This window comes from Microbulbifer maximicatervae (SeqCode), from assembly GCF_052467615.1.
The window spans coordinates 3,197,620-3,219,247 of sequence record NZ_CP174319.1; the positions used below are offsets into that span (position 1 = coordinate 3,197,620).

The 21,628-nt window shown below is 48.5% G+C and carries 18 protein-coding genes and 1 tRNA gene; 10 read left to right on the forward strand and 9 right to left on the reverse strand.

Going from position 1 to position 21,628, the window contains the following annotated elements; translation table 11 throughout:
- Window positions 1–102 precede the first annotated feature (102 nt).
- Window positions 103–2,076, reverse strand: coding sequence for an ATP-dependent zinc metalloprotease FtsH (ftsH, locus tag ACJJIM_RS14125; RefSeq protein WP_444911280.1), 1,974 nt, complete (start codon window positions 2,074–2,076; stop codon window positions 103–105).
- A 366-nt stretch (window positions 2,077–2,442) separates the two neighbouring features.
- Here ftsH and ACJJIM_RS14130 point away from each other — a divergent pair.
- Window positions 2,443–2,519 (forward strand) — tRNA-Arg (locus ACJJIM_RS14130).
- A gap of 445 nt (window positions 2,520–2,964) precedes the next feature.
- Here the strand turns inward: ACJJIM_RS14130 and ACJJIM_RS14135 are convergent.
- Genes ACJJIM_RS14135 through ACJJIM_RS14150 form a run of 4 tightly spaced genes read right to left on the reverse strand, consistent with a single transcriptional unit; the run spans window position 2,965 to window position 6,402 of the window.
- Complete coding sequence (locus ACJJIM_RS14135; protein WP_444911281.1) at window positions 2,965–3,804, reverse strand: sulfite exporter TauE/SafE family protein; 840 nt, start codon at window positions 3,802–3,804, stop codon at window positions 2,965–2,967.
- Between the two features lie 25 nt (window positions 3,805–3,829).
- Window positions 3,830–4,342 carry a flavin reductase family protein gene (locus ACJJIM_RS14140; RefSeq protein WP_444911282.1) on the reverse strand — a complete coding sequence of 171 codons (513 nt, stop codon included), beginning with the start codon at window positions 4,340–4,342 and terminating at the stop codon, window positions 3,830–3,832.
- Between the two features lie 25 nt (window positions 4,343–4,367).
- Window positions 4,368–5,396: a methionine synthase gene (locus ACJJIM_RS14145; protein ID WP_444893153.1), complete on the reverse strand. Its 1,029-nt coding sequence runs from the start codon at window positions 5,394–5,396 to the stop codon at window positions 4,368–4,370.
- Between the two features lie 28 nt (window positions 5,397–5,424).
- Entirely contained in the window at window positions 5,425–6,402 is a 978-nt protein-coding gene (locus ACJJIM_RS14150) for a DUF1852 domain-containing protein (RefSeq protein WP_444911283.1), read from the reverse strand.
- Window positions 6,403–6,554: 152 nt separating this feature from the next.
- On the opposite strand from ACJJIM_RS14150, the gene ACJJIM_RS14155 reads away from it, so the two are divergent.
- Window positions 6,555–7,457, forward strand: coding sequence for a LysR family transcriptional regulator (locus tag ACJJIM_RS14155; protein WP_108734058.1), 903 nt, complete (start codon window positions 6,555–6,557; stop codon window positions 7,455–7,457).
- Window positions 7,458–7,636: 179 nt separating this feature from the next.
- On the opposite strand, the gene ACJJIM_RS14160 is transcribed toward ACJJIM_RS14155, so the two are convergent.
- A complete protein-coding gene (locus tag ACJJIM_RS14160; protein WP_444911284.1) occupies window positions 7,637–8,395 on the reverse strand; it encodes a substrate-binding periplasmic protein in 759 nt (252 codons plus the stop codon).
- 184 nt (window positions 8,396–8,579) lie between these two features.
- Here ACJJIM_RS14160 and ACJJIM_RS14165 point away from each other — a divergent pair, with 184 nt between their 5' ends.
- The 8 genes from ACJJIM_RS14165 to ACJJIM_RS14200 all read left to right on the forward strand — a co-directional run bounded on the left by ACJJIM_RS14165 (window position 8,580) and on the right by ACJJIM_RS14200 (window position 14,992).
- Window positions 8,580–9,002: a nuclear transport factor 2 family protein gene (locus tag ACJJIM_RS14165; RefSeq protein WP_444911285.1), complete on the forward strand. Its 423-nt coding sequence runs from the start codon at window positions 8,580–8,582 to the stop codon at window positions 9,000–9,002.
- Complete coding sequence (locus ACJJIM_RS14170) at window positions 8,999–9,847, forward strand: M90 family metallopeptidase (RefSeq protein WP_413662861.1); 849 nt, start codon at window positions 8,999–9,001, stop codon at window positions 9,845–9,847. The genes ACJJIM_RS14165 and ACJJIM_RS14170 overlap by 4 nt, the downstream gene beginning before the upstream one ends.
- A gap of 102 nt (window positions 9,848–9,949) precedes the next feature.
- Window positions 9,950–10,678: a hypothetical protein gene (locus tag ACJJIM_RS14175; RefSeq protein ID WP_413662862.1), complete on the forward strand. Its 729-nt coding sequence runs from the start codon at window positions 9,950–9,952 to the stop codon at window positions 10,676–10,678.
- 141 nt (window positions 10,679–10,819) lie between these two features.
- Window positions 10,820–11,305 (forward strand): DUF6892 domain-containing protein, encoded by a 486-nt coding sequence (locus tag ACJJIM_RS14180; protein ID WP_444911286.1) that lies wholly within the window; start codon window positions 10,820–10,822, stop codon window positions 11,303–11,305.
- Window positions 11,306–11,565: 260 nt separating this feature from the next.
- Window positions 11,566–11,895 (forward strand): YceK/YidQ family lipoprotein, encoded by a 330-nt coding sequence (locus ACJJIM_RS14185; protein WP_413662864.1) that lies wholly within the window; start codon window positions 11,566–11,568, stop codon window positions 11,893–11,895.
- A gap of 467 nt (window positions 11,896–12,362) precedes the next feature.
- On the forward strand, window positions 12,363–13,490 hold the full coding sequence (locus ACJJIM_RS14190; protein WP_444911287.1) for a DUF1624 domain-containing protein: 1,128 nt from the start codon (window positions 12,363–12,365) through the stop codon (window positions 13,488–13,490).
- 88 nt (window positions 13,491–13,578) lie between these two features.
- On the forward strand, window positions 13,579–14,052 hold the full coding sequence (locus ACJJIM_RS14195) for a hypothetical protein (protein ID WP_444911288.1): 474 nt from the start codon (window positions 13,579–13,581) through the stop codon (window positions 14,050–14,052).
- A 178-nt stretch (window positions 14,053–14,230) separates the two neighbouring features.
- Window positions 14,231–14,992, forward strand: coding sequence for a hypothetical protein (locus ACJJIM_RS14200; protein WP_444911289.1), 762 nt, complete (start codon window positions 14,231–14,233; stop codon window positions 14,990–14,992).
- A gap of 40 nt (window positions 14,993–15,032) precedes the next feature.
- Here ACJJIM_RS14200 and ACJJIM_RS14205 read toward each other — a convergent pair whose 3' ends face one another.
- The 3 genes from ACJJIM_RS14205 to ACJJIM_RS14215 form a co-directional block, all read right to left on the reverse strand.
- Window positions 15,033–19,040, reverse strand: a complete 4,008-nt coding sequence (locus tag ACJJIM_RS14205; protein WP_444911290.1) for a translocation/assembly module TamB domain-containing protein — start codon at window positions 19,038–19,040, stop codon at window positions 15,033–15,035.
- Entirely contained in the window at window positions 19,040–20,839 is a 1,800-nt protein-coding gene (locus tag ACJJIM_RS14210; protein ID WP_444911291.1) for an autotransporter assembly complex protein TamA, read from the reverse strand. The genes ACJJIM_RS14205 and ACJJIM_RS14210 overlap by 1 nt, the downstream gene beginning before the upstream one ends.
- Before the next feature lie 150 nt (window positions 20,840–20,989).
- A complete protein-coding gene (locus ACJJIM_RS14215) occupies window positions 20,990–21,364 on the reverse strand; it encodes a hypothetical protein (RefSeq protein ID WP_444911292.1) in 375 nt (124 codons plus the stop codon).
- Window positions 21,365–21,628 lie beyond the last annotated feature (264 nt).

Below are 21,628 nucleotides of genomic sequence, written 5' to 3' on the forward strand. Positions count from 1 at the left end.
GGCAATTCAAAACTAATAAACTCAATTAACCTGGTACATTTAAATACATTAAATTTGACCAGTGGGTCTACCTGGAAAATAAATTTCCATTAAAGCCAGGAGCTATTTCGGCGCAATAGAAGTGTCATCACCACCCGCAGCCACATGGGAAAGTATTTCATTTATTTCCGCTGCATCGAGGGTTTCTTTTTCCAAAAGAGCCCCAGCCAATGCATCTAATTTCTTGCGATTTTTTGTCAGCAACTGATCTACTTTCATCTCAATACCGCTGATCAAAGCAATAATTTCGTCATCAATAATCTCTGAGGTGTGTTCGCTGAAGTCCTTCTGCTGGGCCATCTCGCGCCCCAGGAATATATGTTCCTCTCCCCGGCGGAAAGCAACAGGACCTAATTTTTCACTCATCCCCCAGTGCGTCACCATGTGACGGGCCAGTCGCGTCGCCTGCTTTAAATCTGCCTCGGCACCAGTGCTCACCTCCTTGAACACCACCCGCTCAGCGACCCTCCCCCCAAGCATTACGCCGATACGATCGCGGAGATAACTGACCTGCATACTGTGATGCTCTTCGGTGGGAATCTGCTCGGTAGCGCCGAGACTGTGCCCCCTGGGGATAATAGTCGCCTTCTCCAAAGGATCTGCATTGGGCAATAGCGTTGCTACCAACGCGTGTCCCGCTTCGTGGTATGCGATAATCCGCTTGTCCTCCTCACTGATAACCATTTCGCGCTCGCCACCGAGAACCACTTTATCCCTCGCCCTCAATAAACAATCCATATCCACCGCAGACTTATCTTCTCTCCCTGCCAACAGTGCGGCCTCATTAATCAGGTTTTCCAGATCCGCGCCGGCAAAACCTGCAGTAAGAGCCGCGAGCCGCTCCAGATCCACCTTGCCGTGCAATGGGACATCGCGGGAATGAATCTCAAGAATTTCCTTGCGTGCGGCCTTATCTGGAAGGTCCAGAGTAATTTTTCGGTCAAAGCGCCCCGGTCTTAGCAGTGCCGCATCGAGAACGTCGGGCCTGTTGGTTGCCGCAACCACCACCACCGCTTCCTGGGGATCAAAGCCATCCATCTCCCCAAGGATCTGATTGAGCGTCTGCTCCCGCTCATCGTGTCCGCCACCAACACCCGTTCCCCGCGCCCGGCCGACGGAGTCAATCTCATCGATAAAGATAATTGAAGGGGCATCTTTCTTGGCTTCTGCAAACATATCCCGCACACGGGAAGCACCCACCCCTACAAACATCTCAATAAACTCAGAGCCACTAATACTGAAAAATGGCGCTTCACTCTCACCAGCCAGCGCTTTCGCCATCAGGGTTTTGCCCGTACCGGGAGGCCCCATTAGCAAAATGCCCCGGGGTATCTTCGCTCCGAGCTTGCGATAGTGCTCCGGGTTCTTGAGGTACCCCGCCACTTCTTGCAGGTCCTTCTTCGCATTTGCCAACCCGGCCACATCATCGAAAGTCACTTGAGACTCACTGCGCTCAAACCGCTTTGCTGGTGATCGAGCAAAACCGAAGGGACTGCCGGGAGCTCCACTGGCCATCTTTTCCTGCATTCGCCGCCCCATCCAAACCAGGAGCCCAATAATCAGTATCCAGGGCAGAAGCAGTATCAACATTCGCTGCATAAAGCCCCCTCCCGGGGACTCTGCCAGGATTTCCACCTTCTCCTTTTCCAGAAGGGGGAGCAGTTCGGGATCTTGAACGGAAGGTAGAATGGTTGTGAAGTGCTCAGGCTGTGGAGCCTTTTTTTCTTTCTCGCCAGTGTTTGACGCCAGCAGCTTGCCCGCCTCCGGCTTAAAAGTGCCGCTGACTCTATCCCCCTCGATAACCACGCTGGCAACTTTGCCTTCGGCGACCTCTTTCTTAAAGTCACTGTAAGCTAACTCAGTCCGCTTGCCAGAAAGCTGTCCGTTAGTGCAGTACTGTACAGTCAGTATTAAAAGGAAAATCCACAGGAAGTACTGAAGCCAATTCAGCGGCCCTTGCGGAACCGGCTTTCCCGATGGCGGTGAAGGAGACTCCCCCTGCGGCAGCTTTCGCTCTTGGTCCTGCTCGTCCGCCATATATTCTCACTATATCTCTGGAGAAGCCTGCCGCCGGAAGATAGGCCGGACCTGGCAATGGGCAATGGAAAAGGTGCGAATCATCGGAATCCCGGTAGAGTAATGAGTATAGTTCGCCGCCAATCACACCGAGGAATTTAATGCCTCGCCCCCGGATAACTGGCGCACCCGGCACTCAAGGCAGTATTTTTCAAAGTAAGGCTTGCAAATTGAGGGAAGGCACGGCAGAATTCGCGCCCTGTCGAGACTGGTCGACCGCTCCCAGAGGGGCCCAGAAACTCGATAAGTTGCGGATTTTTAAGGATTTTTTCCAAAAAGAGGTTGACGGCAACGAATCAACTCTCTATAGTTCGCACCCATAACGACGCGCTCGTAGCTCAGCTGGATAGAGTACCTGGCTACGAACCAGGCGGTCGGAGGTTCGAATCCTCCCGAGCGCGCCATACAAAGAAAAGGGCTTACGTCTCACGACGTAAGCCCTTTTTTGTTGTAGAGCAGCTAATGCCAAACTGCTCTTTACACAATTTACTCTTCGCGGCCTCGCCCACCCCAGCAATCCCTATTCACTTTAAGCAATCACAAGCAGCTTGAATGACCCAACAGGGTTAGAAGTAATCTCTTTCATTCATTCCATACAGCGGATAGATATACGCACATCAATCAGCGGGAGCAATTGCACCAACTGTGCAACCTCCAGATACGTTAATCCATTTTCATCTCACTAGGGTCCTGTGCTCGACTAGATATTTCGACACACAAAAGAAAGTTAGGAGTTAATACTCCTAACTTGGGCCCGATCGCACCCGGAAGAGGATTGAAGCCCCCTTCCACCTTTGCAGCCGCGCCTACGCCGAGATAGCAATCGATAGACTGCAATTCATTAATACCTCAGAGAAGAAAACTCCCACCCACGCAGAGTAATAGCAGAGCAAATAAGCGCTTTAGCAATCGTGGAGATAACTTGTGGGCCAGACGCGCCCCAAAACGGGCGAAGAACATGCTGGTGATGGCGATACCGACCATGGCTGGCAGGTAGATAAAACCAAAACTCCACTGCGGCAGTTCAGGTTGCTGCCAACCAATAACCATAAAGCTCAGAGCGCCAACGGCAGCAATCGGCAAACCACAGGCTGAGGAAGTTGCCACTGCTTGCTGCATCGGCACGCTGCGCCAGGTCAGAAAGGGAACCGTCAGTGTGCCACCGCCGATACCAAAGATGGCAGAGGCCCAGCCTGTCACCCCGCCGGCCGCTGTCAGCCCCAGCTTGCCGGGAACAGCGCGACTGGCCTTGGGCTTAAGCTCCAGTCCCATTTGAATGGCAATGGTGATAGCAAATACACCGATAATCTTTTGCAGCATCGGCCCCTGGATAGCTGCCGCTGTGAAGGAGCCGAGACTTGCACCGAGAAGAATACCCAGGCTCATCCAGGCAAAAGTTGGCCATAGCACCGCACCTTTGCGCTGATGCTCCAGAACCGAGTTAATCGAAGTAAAGACAATAGTCGCTAGCGAAGTGCCCACCGCCAAGTGGGTCAGCACATGCGGATCGATACCCTGGGCAGTAAAACTGAATACCAGCACAGGTACGATGATGATGCCACCACCGACACCAAACAAGCCGGCCAGCACCCCAGCCACAGCTCCCAGCAACAGGTAGAGTAGAAATTCCATAAATTCCTCGAATTGATTGATACGGGTTCCTTCTGGAAGCAGGCGATGGGGCTGCAAGTTCGCAACCCGTTGCTCACATGTATTACCCGGCTGGGGCCACCGCAGTAAGGTTGCGATATTGGCCTTTGAAATACAGAAGTGGCTGCCTGGCAGCAGCTTTTTGTAGGTTTAACGCCTTCACCTCACCAATCACAATCAGGTGATCTCCGGCGGCGTGTTCAGCATGAATTTCGCAATCAAGCCAGTGTAGGCTGCCGGCGATAATGGGATTCCCCAGCGGCGATTCCTGCCATTCGACCTCGCTCCATTTGTCCGCGCCTTGACGAGCAAATTGGTTGGAAATCTTGACCTGATCATCCGACAGGATATTGACCGAAAATCGGCCTGCCTGGCGAATTTTGGGGTAGCTGTACGAGCTCGACATAACGCTGAATGACACTAGTGGCGGGCTCGTCGATACGCTATAAAACGACTGGCAAGTGAAGCCTATCGGTTCACCCTCACAGTGCGATGCGATCACCGTAATACCGGAAGCGTAATGCCCCAGTGCTTCGCGAAAGCGCAACGGTTCTATGGCTGTACTGGAAAGTGACATGGGAGCACCTGAATATTGGGGACAGCTAAACCGAGAGCTCTCTTCGGACAATTTCTGCACCTGCACTTAACGCATTGAGCTTACCGTTCGCAACCTTACGGGATAGAGGCGCCATACCACAGTTCGTACAGGGATAGAGATCCTTAGCATCCACATACTTGAGTGCTTTTCGCAAGGTATCGGCGACTTCCTCCGGTGTTTCAATCGTGTTGCTTGCCACATCAATAGCGCCCACCATCACTTTTTTACCACGAATAAGCTCAAGGAGATCCATTGGGACATGGGAGTTGTGGCACTCGAGCGAAATCAGATCGATATTGGATTTTTGCAGTTTTGGAAACGCTTCTTCATATTGCCTCCACTCTGACCCCAGAGTTTTCTTCCAGTCTGTATTGGCTTTGATGCCGTAGCCGTAGCAAATATGTACGGCAGTTTGGCATTTCAGCCCCTCAATGGCTTTTTCTAAAGTGGCAATCCCCCAGTCATTCACCTCATCAAAAAACACATTAAATGCGGGCTCATCAAATTGAATAATATCAACACCAGCAGCCTCTAACTCACGCGCTTCCTGATTGAGAATTTTGGCAAATTCCCAGGCGAGCTTTTCGCGGCTTTTGTAGTGGCTATCGTAGAGAGTATCAATCATTGTCATGGGGCCAGGTAATGCCCACTTGATAGCTTGACTGGTTTGCTTGCGTAGAAACTTGGCATCTTGAACAAACACTGGTTGTTGACGAGATACTTCGCCAACAACTGTCGGTACACTCGCTTCATAGCGATTGCGGATTTTAACGGTTTCCCGCTTCTCGAAGTCAACACCGTTGAGGTGCTCGATAAATGTGGTCACAAAATGCTGGCGGGTTTGCTCCCCGTCACTAACGATATCGATACCGGCTTGTTGTTGCTCTTGTAAGGTCAGGCGCAAGGCATCCTGCTTACCCTCATGTAATTGATCGCCCTGTAATTTCCAGGGAGACCAAAGTTTCTCAGACTCTGCGAGCCAGGATGGTTTGGGCAAGCTTCCAGCGCTTGAAGTTGGCAATAGGCGATTCATGAAAAATAATCTTATCTATATTTGTTAATTAAAGCGCGTAATTAGCGGCCCACTGATCAAGGATACTTCTGTATGGCTTGATAAATTGTTCTTCAGTAAACTTCCCTTGCTTTATAGCCAGCTGGCTACGCTCTTCCCGGTCATAAACAATTTTAGTCAGTGAATAATCCTGGTGCTTCAAGCTGGGCTGATAGCAGGTCCCCGCTACAGAATTTGCATTGTATATTTCAGGTCGATATATCTTTTGAAAGGTCTCCATCGTGCTGATAGTGCCAATAAGCTCAAGATTCGTATAATCACCAAGCAAATCACCTTGGAAGTAAAAAGCCAAAGGGGCAACACTATCCGGCGGCATAAAATAGCGAACCTGCAAACCCATTTTCTCGAAATACTCATCAGTTAAAGAGTATTCGTCCTGCCGATACTCAACACCCAGCACGGGGTGCCGGTTTTCAGTTCGATGATAAGTTTTACTGCTTGATACACTCAGACAAATAACAGGGGGCTTGCTGAAATTATCCTTGTAGGCATTTGAATTCAGGAACGATTGAAAAATTTTCCCGTGAAGATCACCATAGCCCTCAGGAAGGCTAAACTTGTCTTGCTTCTTGTTATGCTCCAACAACAACACGCTAAAATCATAATCCCGCACATATGAAGAAAAGTTGTTTCCTACTATGCCCTCAATCCGTTGATTGTTTTTATGATCAACAATATTCGTCTTCAATACTTCAATGGTAGGAAAGGCTACTCCGTTGCCTTCAATATCAATATCAACGGAAATAATATCCAGCTCTACAGAGTAACGATCTGCACTAGGGTTGTCCCAATGCGCCAAGGCATTGAAACGACGATCAATCATTCTCAAGGTGTTGAGCAAGTTATCCCGACGGCTCTCCCCTCTCGCCAAGTTCGCAAAATTGGTGGTGATCCGCGTGCTATCCGCTGGACGATAGTTTTCATCAAAGCGTAAGTTCTTGATGGTGAATGCAAACTCTTTATTCATTGCGGCCTGGTATCCTGATTCCTAAGGCAAAAACTGAGTTCTTTGCTTGGTGATTGACATTGCCAGTCAGGATAAGGCTCTTTATAAATGAACAAAAATGGTATATTTTCAACTATCCATTAATTTTACTCATGGTTTGCTCGGGTAAAGCTATGCTAGAGCGCACGCACTTAACAATAATCCAGGCCGTAGACCATCACGGTTCGCTAACCGCAGCGGCCAAGCACCTCTGCCTAACCCAGTCGGCGCTGAGCCACACGGTACGCAAACTGGAACAGAACCTCGGGGCCCCTATCTGGTTGCGTGAGGGCCGCAGCTTGCGCTTGACCCAGGCTGGTGAGTATCTACTTGGATTGGCCAACCGTGTCCTGCCACAACTGGAACATGCTGAGAGCAAGCTAAAGCAAATGGCTCAAGGTGAGCGCGGTACCCTGCGTATCGGTATGGAATGCCACCCCTGCTATCAGTGGTTACTGAAAGTAGTGTCGCCATTTCTGGAAGATTGGCCGGACGTGGATGTGGATGTTAAGCAGAAATTTCAGTTTGGAGGTCTCGGCGCTTTACTGGGTTACGAAATCGACCTGCTAGTTACCCCTGACCCTTTCTATAAAGCCGGACTGCGCTTCGATCCCGTATTTGACTACGAGCAGGTGCTGGTCGTCCCTCGAGATCACCCAATGGCAAAGCGAAAGTACCTGACAGCAGAAGACCTACGGGATCAGGTGCTGTTAACTTACCCCGTGCCACCGGACCGCCTGGATATCTATACCCAGTTTCTCAACCCTGCGGGCGTGGTTCCACTGCGCCACAAGACCAGTGAAACTACCGATATCATGCTTCAAATGGTGGCCAGCGGCCGCGGGGTCGCAGCCCTGCCTCGCTGGCTTGCAGAGGAGTACTCTACCAAGCTGGCACTATCGGTGGTGCGCCTCGGGCGACAAGGTATTGCCAAACAGATTTTCTTAGGAACTCGTGAAGACGATAGCGAAGTTGAATACCTGAGCGCTTTTATCAAACTGGCCAGAGGTTATGAGCACTCAGAAACTGGGACCTAAGACCGATAAGATTTATCGATAACCCCGTAAGAATTCATTAAGCAGCAAGTTTCTATTTGCCGACAACGAACTAGATGCAGTAGGTCCGAACCCGCCCCACCACACCAATCAAGAAAGGCCTAAATCACAAGATCCAGGTCCCTTCTTTCTCGATTAATTGTTCCGCAATTTCAGGCTATCTACTTACAAATATCCTGCTTTTGCACCACATCGTATTTCTGCAATAGGGCTTTGTAGCGGCCACTGCTGCACAGCTCTGCCAGCCCGCGATTAAAGTCATCTCGCACTTTTTCATCGCGGAAACCAACTCGAAAGTCTGTCATCATCGGGAATATCTGGAATAGGTCAACCTGAGCCATGGTATGACCCATTTTATTGCTGTAGTACTTAAATAGCTCCATATCCACCACGGCGACCGCATCTGGCATTTTCCAGAATTGGGCAACCAAGTCACGAGCTGTTGGCGCCTGCATAACATTCTGTTTCTGGGTGCCATTGGGCCCAAACATTTTTTCAAATTCGGGCCCAAGATCCATGGGAGCTCCCTGCCAAGTGATCACTTTCTTACCCGCGAGATCTGCAATACTGCCAATCTTCATTTCTGCACTGGCTTTGGCAATGGCATAGTTGGCAAAGCTGATCATATTGTTCGAGTAAAATAGGCCATCATTCTTCTTGAGTACATTCACCGCTGCCTGAACCATACCCTGCTCAAGTGCTGGGGCCGTCTCCGCAAACCCCATCTGTACGAACTCCAACTTATAGCCAGGGAGAGCTTGCCGAACGATATCTATTTCCAAACCAGTGGTCGCACCATCAATCACATAGGGCGGAGCATCCCCGGCGATCGCCACTTTTAACGGGGTTTCACCGGACTGGGCCAGCACCTGGGTACAGACTCCAAACATCAAGACAAGAAAGGCCAATAGCGAACGCATAAGCTTCTCCACAGTGACAGGAAAATCACCCAGACGCTCTAAGTGTTGGCAGGCATCCCCCATTTATCAAGCTTCGCTTCCGGATAACTCTATCCATCCAAAACCTTGAATTCGGCAGTAAACTCCCCATTCTAAAACCAGGCAAATAGTAATTTGTCGCAACTGGGCCATACCGGGTAAAACAGTGATACATGAGATTGCCGATATTCTGATTGAGAATGAAACAAAGCTGCATCAATTCGAGACACGCAAAGACCCTGAAGTCATTAGCAAGCTACTAAGCCCTGATTTTATAGAGGTAGGGAAATCCGGGCGGACCTTTGATTTCAAGACAATAGTGCGATCAATGCAACAGGAGGAAAATACGGGCTGGGAAATTCACAGCCAAAACTATGAATGCATTCCTCTCTCTGACACAGTCATTATGCTGTTGTATAAATCTGCACGGCAAGGCCAGCAAGGGGAGTACAAGGGGTTTTGTAAGCGATCATCTATTTGGGTTAGAAGTAAAGGGCAGTGGCAAATGAAATTTCATCAGGGGACTCCCTGCCAAGAATTTAAGCTGGAAGATAATATCTCATGCAAACAACCGGCGTTTAAGCTGTGAGTGCTTTTATCGCAATTATCCTGCTGGCCCTGGCGATATGGCTGGTTCCCCACTTCTACCGACAGTGGCGCATTTTTTACCTCCGCTCACAACCCTTAACACGGGAACAACTACAACTCATTAGGGAAAATCTTCCTCTCTATCACTACCTTAACTCCAATCAACAGCAAGAGTTATGCAGTAATATCGCCCTATTTCTCCACGGCAAAGAGTTTGTCGGTTGCGAGGGGCTTCAAGTCAATGAACGCATGAAAGTGGCCATCGCTGCCCATGCGTGCCTACTCCTATTGGGCCGCAAGAATGAATGCTACCCCAACCTTTACAGCCTGTTGCTCTACCCGGACACCTATGTCGCTCACGAAACCCGTCGGGAAGGCTATATAGAAACAGCCAGGCACAGTGCCCGTGAAGGGGAGGCTCATTATCGTGGACCCGTAGTCCTCTCCTGGGGTGACCTAGAGAAAGATCTGCAATCGCCTGAACGGGGCCACAATGTCGCCCTGCACGAGTTCGCCCACAAAGTCGATGAAGAGGATGGTTACTTTGATGGCCGCCCTCTATTTGAAAGCAGTGATGAAGGGGCCACCTGGGCTGAGGTTATGAGCCGGGAATTCCACCGCTTGAGACAAAGAGCTGAATTCGGTGAGTTTCCTGGTGATACACCCTCTGTGCTCGATTTATACGGCGCCCAGTCTCCCGCTGAGTTCTTTGCTGTAGCAACAGAAAGTTTCTATACGATCCCAACGGCTATGCACGCCTTACACCCGGAGCTCTATAAGGAGTTAAGTCATTTCTATCGAATTGATCCCGCCGAATTAATACGCGGAAAAAGTACTGTGGCCTGACAAATACGCTACCAGTCCGGTTTCTGTCTTCCTGCTATGCTTATTTCGTGCACCAGCGGAGTTGGAATAGTGGCCAATACGCATTGTTTAAGATTCGCTCTTGTGGGACTGGTTGTTCTTTTGGCCATGACTCAACCGGCCACAGCAGATATCGCCACAAACCAACAGGATGCAAAGGCTCTGATAGAGCGCCTTGAAAAACTGTATCTCAAGGGCCCTACTCCTGTCTTTGTTCTACAGCTGGAAAAAAATACTCTTCCGGACGCTAAGTTACAGGCTTTTGCAATGGAGCAACGCCTTATTAACTTATCGGACTTGAGAAGTAATGCGCTATCTCTGCATCGTTTTGGTGGCTTACCGGGACATAGTACGAGAGCATTTTTTACTCGAATTACGACAGCAGAAATTCAAGCTAATACCCTGTTACCTAACCTGATTCAAGCATTGGGTATCTCACCCGAGCAGATCGCACAATACCAACCACTCGCAGGTGCCCAAGCCTACCCAGCCTACACTACCTGGCTAGCCAACTACGCTACACCCGCCGAAATTGCCGCTGCCCTGTTAATCAACTTTCAGAGCTTTGGCAAAAATGCTGAGCGCGTTGCAAAAGCTCTCAAACAAAATAAACGCTTTACCAATGAACAGCTCAGTTTCTTAATGACTTTTAGCCAACTTCCAGAAGGATTCAGGGAACAGGCTATCGATATAATTGCAAGAGGACTAGCTTCAGGTGTTCGAGAAAATGATATTGCCATTCGCGTGCGGTTAATCCAAGCCTATGAACGGGAGTTTTGGCGGGCATTTGAAACAAGCAATATTCGCAATTAGTACGATAACTCAAATTCTCTAACTTATCGGCATTACTTAACCGCCAAAGATATACCTAAAATTCTTGATTGACCTAGTAAAAACTACTTTTATTCTCTCAAGCCGAAAGAACTTCCCCTATTGCGAAATATATTGTAGACAATGAAAAAAATGGATCTCACAATACTTATATGGAAAGTAAAGGTAGACTTAAAAATGAGTGAATATGCGGAATTCAAGGATGAAAACTTCAGGTTATTAGTCCTGGATAAGTTAATGTACCATTATAAGGTAATACAGCCTGAATTCGATATTTTTCAGTTTGCCGATAGTTACACCAAAAGAAATATAGATATAGAAGAAGAAGGGTACGAGCCTATCCCCGAAGCTCTCGACCACTTCCGGTCCATTCCAATTAAGAAAGAATGGCTAAACGATATAACTGACCTTCATCAGGATGGGGGTGGCCATATCTGGTTACAAATCATTCCCTTCTGGTGTGGAACTACTGACGACTTTGATATCCATTCCACCGAAGACACAAACCTCCTACCAAACCTGAAAAAGCTCATACTTTTCTACAATGAAGAAAATCCAAAAATTTTAGAAGATTTCAAAAGAAAAGGCATAGAAGCCAAATGGGTATAACTCTAAAAAATTACCATCAGGTAAAAAATATTTAAATTCTAACCAATACCGTATATCAGCCTGCCCATTACTTGAAACTAATGTTCTAAGTTTGAGATACCGCTAAGCAGCGACAAAGTAAACCTCAGATGTGAAAATTTTGACTTTCTTCACTTCCAATTGAGTACAGATAATACTTATAGTACACACAAAATCTGGAACCAATTTAGAAAATACTACTCTATAGCCCCGCAAAAGATCACATCAGCAAGGATTAGTTTGTGAAACGTATTATTTCTTTAGTATCAGCCTCTCTAGTTTGTGTCTCATGCGCCACAGTGAAGACAGTTAACCCTAAGAATAATCAGGTAGATATCACTCATAGAGGCCACAAAAGCTATTGCGAAAGTATTCCAAGAGTTTATAGCGGAACCTCTTACTCCTTTTGCTTGCTAAATAGCGAACCCAGTCAGACTGTAAATACTGGATCAACTATCAACCGTGTTCCACTGGTAGCTATAGATGCTGTTTTTTCTGTAGCCGCTGATACCGTTGTTTTGCCGTATACCGTAGTGACTCAGGCGAAGCACGGTAATATCGAAGTAAACTGATATGCTCCACCTGTAGCTTAATAATTTTGAAGCCGTTATTGATAAAACCCCTCTTTTAACCACAGGAAAATATATTCACTGGGAACAGGCCGCGATCACTGATTTTGCTTTACTTTCAAATCCATAATCCGGCCTCTAGCTGCCCCTAGGCTAAAAGCAAAACCAAACAAATTAAATAATATTGATTATTAGATAGGCAAAATTTCTTGGCCTTGCCAGAACCAAAAATTCCTACACTATCGTCCCTCCACCTACATATCACACAATTAAAAAGCAATTGGTTGCTTGAAGAATATATGTACAATATGAAAGGCAGACAGCTCCCACCTGCCTCCAAACAACAACAAACAAAGACCAAGAGACATCATTTATAGCTCTCTTTAACCGCCTCTACATTCCAACCTCATGGTAACAAGAACCCTTAGAGAGAAAACGCTATAGAACTCACTAACTTTGGAGATAACAAATTGCGATATCCAGCAATAGACATCACTAGAGGTATATTAGTAATTATTATGGCCCTCGATCATACTCGAGATTATTGGACTTCGACCCAGTTTGACCCATTGGACCTATCCCAATCCTCCATCGCTTTGTTTTTAACTCGTTGGATCACGCATATATGTGCCCCTGGATTTATATTTCTTACAGGGTTGAGTGCCTACTTTCACGGTAAAAAACTTAACTCCAAGCCGGAGTTGGCAAAATTCTTAATACTTCGAGGGTTAGTACTAGTTATCCTCGAACTAACCTTGGTAAACCTCTCTTGGCAGTTTGCTTATAATTACGCTTTTGTACAGGTAATCTGGGCCCTGGGCGTATCCATGATCATACTGGCGGGCTTAATCTATTTGCCAATGATATGGACCACCATCGTTTGCCTGGCCGTAATATCCTTACATGGATACCTGAATGATGACTTCATGCGCCAGCTATTAGGTGGCTATGAATGGCTTTGGATTCTTGCGCATGTACGCACTAGTTTTAGATTTTTCGAGTTCAACACCGGGATTTTTGCTGCTTACAATATTATTCCCCTCTTTGCTCTTATGTACCTTGGCTATGTATTTGGGCCTCTTTACGAGATGGCAAACAAGCAACGAGTGCGTCTACTAATAACAACAGCAACTGCGCTATCGATTATATTTATTGCAGTTAGACTAATAGGCTTTGGCGACCCCAATGATTGGAATTCACAGCAGGGGCTTCTGGGCTTTATCAACACCGCCAAATACCCAATGTCGTTCAGCTATATCCTTATGACAATGAGTATAGTTTTCCTGATCATGGCTACCGTTGAAAATCGACAAAACCGAATACTGGATGTATTGCTCCTCTTTGGGCAGGCCTCATTGTTCTTCTATTTACTCCATGTCCCAGTGATCAATCTGTCCGCACACCTATGGAGCTACTTAGAGTTTGGAGTAGCAACCAACTTCTTCAACGGCTCCAAAGTATGGCCTGAAGGCTACACACCTAATTTACTGAGAACCTATGCCTACTGGATTGCTCTGATTGCGATACTTTACTATCCCTGTAAGAAATATCTTCAAAAGAAAAAAGAAAGTGGATCGGTGATATACTCCTACGTATAACTCTCAGCACAACTTTATTTCGTATATTGAAAATTCTGTTCTGGGGTGAGCAAAGCCCCAGAGTTGCCTCCCAATCAGGACGATATAGATGTTGCAAAAAATAGACCATTGGATTGATCAAACACTGATAGACTTCAAAGAAGAGAGACAATCTTGCGCAAGGTTCACAGAGAAGTTTTCAGGGTATTATACGGAAGAATTTCTTAGCAAAAGCTACTTTGTAGTGGTTGATAATATTCCAAAACCGAGGTTTCCCGAGCTCTACCAGGCTGGTCTGGGTGACTTTGTCGACATGGAAGTAGCCGGTATCACTTACAAAGATACCTACTTTGTCAAAACACCTTTTGCTGCGGACATTTCCCTCCATTTCCATGAGTTAATCCATGTCCACCAATGGTCTCTCTTGGGAGCAGAGTCATTTATCAAACGTTATATCAGTGAAATTCAGACCTACGGCTACAACGGTGCACCTCTGGAAAAAATGGCCTACAGCCTGCAAGATAGATTTATGGACAATTGCACTCCAACAGATGTTTTAAGTTACGTTCAGAATCATTTGTAAGCACTCAATGATCATTGGACTTCATCTATAAAAAGGTTACCTTCTGGATAAGTGAAAGTGACCTTTGTGCTACCAGCCAAAATTGATCTTATTGACAGGCTAAACATTTCTACTAAAGCCTGATCATCAAGACACAAACTATAATTTATTGAGTTTTATAGTTTGCAAGCTCCACACCATGCTACAAGCAACCCGACTCTTCCTGATCTTTGCTGCCCTATCCACCTTAAATCTGGCATCAGCAACAACATGTAAGCCCATATTCAATCATCAAGATGACAAAGTGGCCGAAAACAATCGCTGCACTAAAATCAGCTTTCAACCAAGCAATACGGAAGGATCCGGCGTTATTATTATGGATGACGATACCAAAGGCTCCTGCGCTTATACATCTGCGGTTCAGTGTGGAAATACCGAGATTAGAATGAAAGATATTTCAGCAATTGACTTTAAGGTTGACGTGCCCCCAGGTAAGTGTGGTGCTAAAGAGTGGATTGCCGTTTATATGTTTCCCTGGTGTGGACAACCTGGTGGATGTTGGGCCGGAGGGCAGCGGGAAGTCGATTTTGTAGAAACAACAGGCTCTAATGGTCCGGGAAGTTTCGCTTCCAATTGGGGAGGGCTTCCCAGTCAGGCGGCGTGGACAAGCCAAACAGGCCCCCTAAAGGTGAAGAGTGGTGCCCAACAGCATATAACTTTTACATCCAAGAAAATCATATCGGGTGAAGCTAGTGGAACCTATCAATGGGATATAAGAGTGTGTGAAGCATCTGCGTCCAAGTGCGATGATTCAAATCAGCTTTGGCACGCCTACCGGGAAAAGGGGCCTGCAATTTTTGATGAATCCATGATGATCGTGATCGACAACTGGGGCGTCAACAATCCACCCCAGCCAGGTTGCACGTTAAAAATAACGGATATGCTAATCACCAAATATTAACGATGCTTCTTACAACGATAGGGGGTTAGTGGCGAAAACCCTAATAGTCTTTTTTCCACTGTAACTCTACACTACCGGAACCGCTATCACCGTCATCGGCACTTTTAAACTCCAGGTTGAGGTTATCCCTAAGTTCTATTTGCATCTCCGCCTGCCATGGACTGAGAGGGTCGGTACTTCTCTGTAATTCCACATAAATTCGATTGGTAATATATTTGCCCAAGCTCAATGCGTACTCATCACCTTCATCTCCCTCCTCCTGCTCAATATTGAGTGTATCCAGGTGCAACAGCTCGCGTGTCTTAGCGATAGGGTCCAATACCGCTCGACCCGACTGCAAACTGCGAACAACACTAACCAAGCGAACAGCCTGTAAAGGTGAAATATCTGATAATGACTTCCCAAAAAGCAATTGCGCCAGTATCTCATCCTGAGAGGCCGAGGGGTCAGAGGTAAATGTAATATCCAAGTCCGCAGCAGTACCTGATATCTGCGCGGTTATTTCTCCATCGCTATATTCATAGACACCTTCAACCAGGATAGCGACCTCATTATTCTCGAAGCGAATTTCTCCATCTTCCAGATCAAATTTCTTACCGAATAAATCAAAGCTGCCGCGAACAATTGTTAATTCGCCAGAGGCTTTTGGCTTATCTGCGGTGCCTCGAATATCCACCACGCCGCGCAATTGAGAATTTAAGCCAAGTCCGCGCACATAGGATTGTTGGTCCAAAACAATCTCTACATCCAATCCAATTTTGCTAAACAGGGGAGAAGATCGCTGCACCTGTGGGCCATCGACCTGAACTTCCACCACCTGGATTTCCGGAACACTGCTGCCAATCCATTGCTCAATCTGTAAGGCCAGCGGCTTCAAAGTGAATCGCCCGGTAATTTCTGCATCCTGGGTTGAGCCCGACAAACGGGCATCACCGGATATTGCACCGCGTACTCCCGGTGAGTTCAGCAAGTGGGCCCGACTGAGGCTTAATACGATGTCAAAACTGGGCGAGCTATCCGGAGGTAAAAAGACCGCCCCTCCCAGGTTTATCCGCCCACCATCACCATCGGTAGCGCTTCCTCGTACAATCCGCCACTCCTCAGGAGACAGCTGCGCGTAGAAGTTAATATCCGCAATGCGAGTATGGCTCGGCCGGTGCTCATAACGACCATTACTCAATTCGATATCACCGGTTAATAGAGGACGCTGCCAATTCCCGGTACCGTCAACATTGAAACTGAGCAAGCCGCGCATACGGTGGACACGGGGATCAATATATTCCGCAATCACTGACAAATCGGCCGTACCGCGCCCCTGCAATTGAAAGGGCACATTTCGCAGGCCACCAGTTTGATTATTCTCAGCAAATAGTTGCTCGAAGATCGGTGCAATCAATACACTTGCTTGGCTATTTACTGCGTTGCTACCGCCGTGTTGGGCAATCAGGGATGCATCCAGCTCTCCATTCTCTGTCTGCCAATCCAATACTATCGAAAGCGGTTGAACCTGGATTCCGCGCTGCCCTCGCCCCAGGGCTTCTCCGGTAGCTCGCAACTCCCCTTGGAATTCAGGCTGCTTGGGGCTTCCACCAATACTGGCATAAAGGCTGACATCACCATTACCCGCCCTACCGCTAGAAAAACTATTCGCCAAATCCGATAGATCACCCTGGCCGCGCAACTCTAAATCCAGTCGCTCTGCATTCAAGCTACCCAGTATCGATAATTGGTTGCGACCCGCCCATAGCAGCTCGATACCATCAGTTACCAGGCTCCTGTCTGCATAGTCCAAAGTACCCTGTACATGCCAGGGCTCCAGATGAAATTCTCCCTGGGCGATCAGGTTGGCTTTAATCTGCGGGTTTGAAATAGCCCCATCAACCCTGCCATCCAAGCTCAACTCCCCTTCAAGGGAGTTAGGGAGAGAGAGACCGACAATATCTACCAGGAACAGCGGTAGATTGCGCGCGCCCATATCAATTTGTAATCGGTCTTGCCGAGGTTCGATAGAACCATCGGCCTGCAGCAATGCCACCCCCACCCGACCCAGCTGCTGGGCATCTTCAGCGAGGGCTGTCAGGCGGCTTTGGCTCTGTAGGGGCTCCGGCTCCCCTTTATCAAAACCTGAGGCAATCACGGGGGACTGAGGGCCTCTGCTTGAGGATGAACCAAACTGGTTGCCATTGCCGTTGGTAAATAACTCCAATCGCAGGTCACTGACCTCTATCAGGTCCATATCGCCACTGGCTTCCCCTTTTAAGTTAAAGGGGTAATCCTGCGCGACGCCATTGGAATCCAGTAAAATACTTACCTGGGGATTACTCCACTCCCCCTGGACCGTTACTTCGGAAGATCCCCCTAGGCTTACCCCCTCTGCTGCGGCAACTCCAAGGTCATCGCGCAAACTGATATTTTTGCCGTCGATCTGCCCGTGTAAATCCAGCTGCTTCTGTTCAATATCAAGCTGACCGATCACTTCCAGATTTAGCTTCTCACCGGTAAACACCAATTCATCAATGGTCAGCGCGTGCAGGTTTCCACTTATCGCCGCCGACAACTCACCCTGTAAGTCGTGGTAAACACTCACTGCACTCAGGGACAAATTGAGGTTTGGGTTTTTCCATGAGCCGATGGCCTCCACACGCAACTGGTGCAAGGTGCCGGATAAAGCAGTGGGGATATCTACCCTATCAGCCCGGGGTAGCGAAGCTGCAAGCCGGCGAATTTCTTCAACTCCCAACTCATCAATCTCTCCCACCAAATCCAGTGCTTTCAAATTCATATCTACACTACCGAGCACTTCGATCCGTGCACCGGCAAAGTGTAAAGACAAGGCTTGCAAGTCAATCACACCTGCCTGGGTATCGACCCGGCCTTCCAATTGCAGGGGCTGCTGCCGATAGCTGCTTTCCACTTGTAAGCTGCCATTAATATTCGGCTGTTTCAGGGAGCCCTGCACTGAAAAATCTGCGCTGAGCCAACCACTGTCCAGGATATCCTGCCAAGGGCGGGAAAGCGTTAGCGGGATTTGATTGAGATTAACTGTCCCATTGACACCGTCCGCGCTGATACTGCCTTTAATCGTACTGCGCCGCTCATCCACTCGCAGCCAAATCCCCGTTGAAGATAAGCGCCAGGGGTTAATATCGGCTTCGATACTCCCTGTCAGATCCAGCTGATGTTCTGCTAGAGGAGCTGCGATCGAATTAATATCCAGCAGCAGTTTTTCACCCTGCTTACGCAGGGATAATTCGCCGCGAGCATCCAATACCTGATTTTCCGGCAGATGCAGCTGTCGGCTGACAAACCCCTGGCCCACCTCACTGGTAGAGAAATCGATTACAAAGCGCTCGCCCTGCACCCGGCCATTTACAGTGAGATTAAACTCGGAACCATTCAGCTCACTCACTTCGATAAATAGCTGCGCCGGTTTATCCTGCCAGCGGTATTGGGCGTCAGCCTGAATAGCAACAGGGGGAATCCCCGTCAACCGGCTGTCCACCAATTGCAGGCGAGCTATATCCAGCTGCGCCAAACGAAACCCAGGAACTAGCAACTCCCAAGTAGTCGATGGCTGCTCCTCACTGACAACTTCAACCTCCTCTTCGCCGGAATCTGCCAGCGCAGAGAGAAGTTCATTGAGGATATTCAGGTTGAGCAGTAAATCTTTGGCCCCCACTCGCTCGATATCGATGGGATTTCGGGACAAGCTGTTGAGATTAACTTCCAGGTCCTGGGCTTCGGCAAGCGTATTAGCTCGATAGTCAATTCTCAGTCGCTCGAAAAACCAAAATCCTAATTTTTCACTGCGAATTCCCTCTGCCTCAATTTCGAGGTCGTCCACCAGTTGCTCGGCAGCGTAAAAAGCCCCACGAGTAAGGCCGACGCGCCCCGGTTCCGTGCTGAGGAAATAGATAGCGGACATCAGGAGGAACAGACAAATGCCTGTTACCAGGGAACCCCCAGCACCCAGAGAGCGCCAGAGCCCACGCAGGAAAGCACCCACCCAGTGGGCAACGCCCAGCGCAAACAGGCCCAACCAGCGCATCAGAATGCCTGCCCCAAGCTCACATACACCTGATAGCGATCATCGATGCCCTCACGGCGATCGAGAGGAAAGGCGATGTCCATGCGGATAGGGGCAAAGGAGGTGATATAGCGCACGCCAAAACCCGTTCCCCAAAACAGGTCGGAAAACTTGGGCGCTGCGTCCTCATAGGCATTGCCGCCATCGAGAAAAATCACACCTCCCCAGGTATCCGTAAAACGAAAACGGCCCTCAAAAGAAATCTCGCTAAGTCCCCGACCACCGATAGCATCGGAGAGGGTTTCCTCACCCTCATCATTAATCTCAATAAGTCGCGGACCCAACTCCTGGTAACCATAACCCCGCACGGAGCCACCGCCACCGGCATAAAAGCGCTCATCCGCAGGCAGCTCAAGATTCGACTCCCCTGTAATTGCCCCGGCTTTCAACCTTATTGCCAAGGTGGGCTTATAACGCCAGTCATCGGCTGTTTTATACGCAGTGAGCTGTAGGGTATTTTTAATAAAGGTGGTGTTGGTATTTCTAAGATCGATATAGGGTTTTACTTCCAACGCAGAAGTGGCGCCACGGCGGGCATCCAGGGGTTTGTCTGTCGTGTTTAATTTAAAGCCCAAGGGGAAAGCTAACAGCGTGTAGTTTTCATCGGGATCATCTGCTTCAACTGCCCCTTCCACCTTCTCGTCCACTTCACTGAATTTCAGCTCAGCGCCACCACTCAGCGTGCGATGCTTACTGATTTTTCTCGATACCAGTGCACTGAATGTCAGGGACTCTGAACGGTAGGAATCAACATCCTCTCCTTCCAAAGCAATACTGGCGGTCAAGCGTTGCTTGTCATGGAAGAAACGGGGAATAGTGAGCTTGCCTTCCAGGGTTTGCTTTACCTCGTTGAGCTTACTTTCGACTTCAATTTTTTCCCCACGATGGAAAACATTGCGATGTTCCCAGGCTGCTGAAATACCGGCTCCCTCATCAGAGGTGTACCCCACCCCCAAGGTTATGGTGCGGTGATTGCGTTCCTGAATAACAAAAGTAACATCCACCAACCCATCGTAGGGTTCAGAAACTTCAGTATTTACATTGGCAATTAAGTTGGTGCGCAGCAGACGCAACTGCGCAGCATCCAGTTTACTGCGGCTGAAGCAATCTCCGGATTTAATCTTGACCTTATCCAACAGGTAGTCCTCTTCAATAGAGGTAACTCCTTCAATGCGGACTTGGCCAATATGGACTTCGGGACTGGGGGCCACCCGATATTCCAGTCTCGCAGCAGCTTCCCGGTGAATCACCGTTGCCTGGTAGCTGACATCCACATTCAGCAGACAGGCATTTTCATTGAGGTACTTGGTAATTTTTTCTACGCCCTCAAGTACCTTGCTGGCAATCAGGGGATCTCCAACATGGATAGGTAAGCCGCTAAAGCCTGCCCGCAAACCGGCCGGCATATTAATATCCAGGCTCTTGATATGGTACTGGGGGCCGGGAGTGACACTATAGAAAATTTGGTTGCCAGAAACAGACTCATACACAGTGGCATCATAATATCCCTGCGCACGCAGTAATTTTTCCAGGTTACCCCGCTCATAGTGCGCAATATCTGCCGGATCTTCGTAGTTTTCCAGCGCACTACTGTTCTTGCGCAACTCGTTGAGCTCGGAGGTCAATTTTTCCTGCAGCTGGGGATCGCCCTGCACCAGCAGGGTAAAACCCGGCAAGCGATCAAAAAATGGGATGGCTGCTGCCAGCTGCATTGGCAGCGCTAGAAGGGCAACAAGTAGGGAGACAAAGAGAATTCGCAAGATCTTTATCCAATGTCAGTAGCGGCTACTCCGCAAAAAATCCGGGTATCCGTTCCCTCCGTAGGCTGGAATATCCAGCTGATGACAACAGCTGGGATAATTAAATCGACTTATTGAGCAGCCAATAAGCCGATTCGGCGTTTGGGACTTCTATGGCTGTGTGCCTTGGCTGGGCATTAAGGGATTACAATCCTGGATAATCACCCGCCCTTCCAGAATATTTCCTTTGGAATACTCCGTGAAAATACACTGGTTAGTCTTGGGGTTATAATTCTCGATCCATAAATTATCTTCTTTCCAGGTGGCGCCGATATGGCGGTACCCATCGGGCACAGAGATACGCATGACCCCGCCAAAACGCTTCACGAAAACCTGCTCATAGTGAAAGTAGTAGGCAAGCCAGCCGCCAACAAAGAAAACCGCAGCCACGATTGCGCCGATCTTAAGGCTGCCCAGGCGACTGCCGATAAAAAGAGAAGCAATAATCAGGGCAATCACCGCTGCCCAGTACAAATAAGTAACCATGACTGTTTTTCTACCGTAAATTATTGGTGTTTATAAAGTGAAGGGTAGCGCAGAACCGCAGCAAACTAAATGGCGCCGGGTTACGCTCCCTTACTCCTAAGGAGCCTCTGAATAACTCCGTAATGCCTCTGCGGGCCTTGAAGGTTGCAGATGTTAGGCGCAGCTCGCCGCGAATGGCCGTAGCCCTTTGCAAGAGCTGCAACGCAGCAGCTGTGGCCTTCAAGGCCCGCCCTTCGGGGCATGCAGAGCGATCCGCACTCCGCG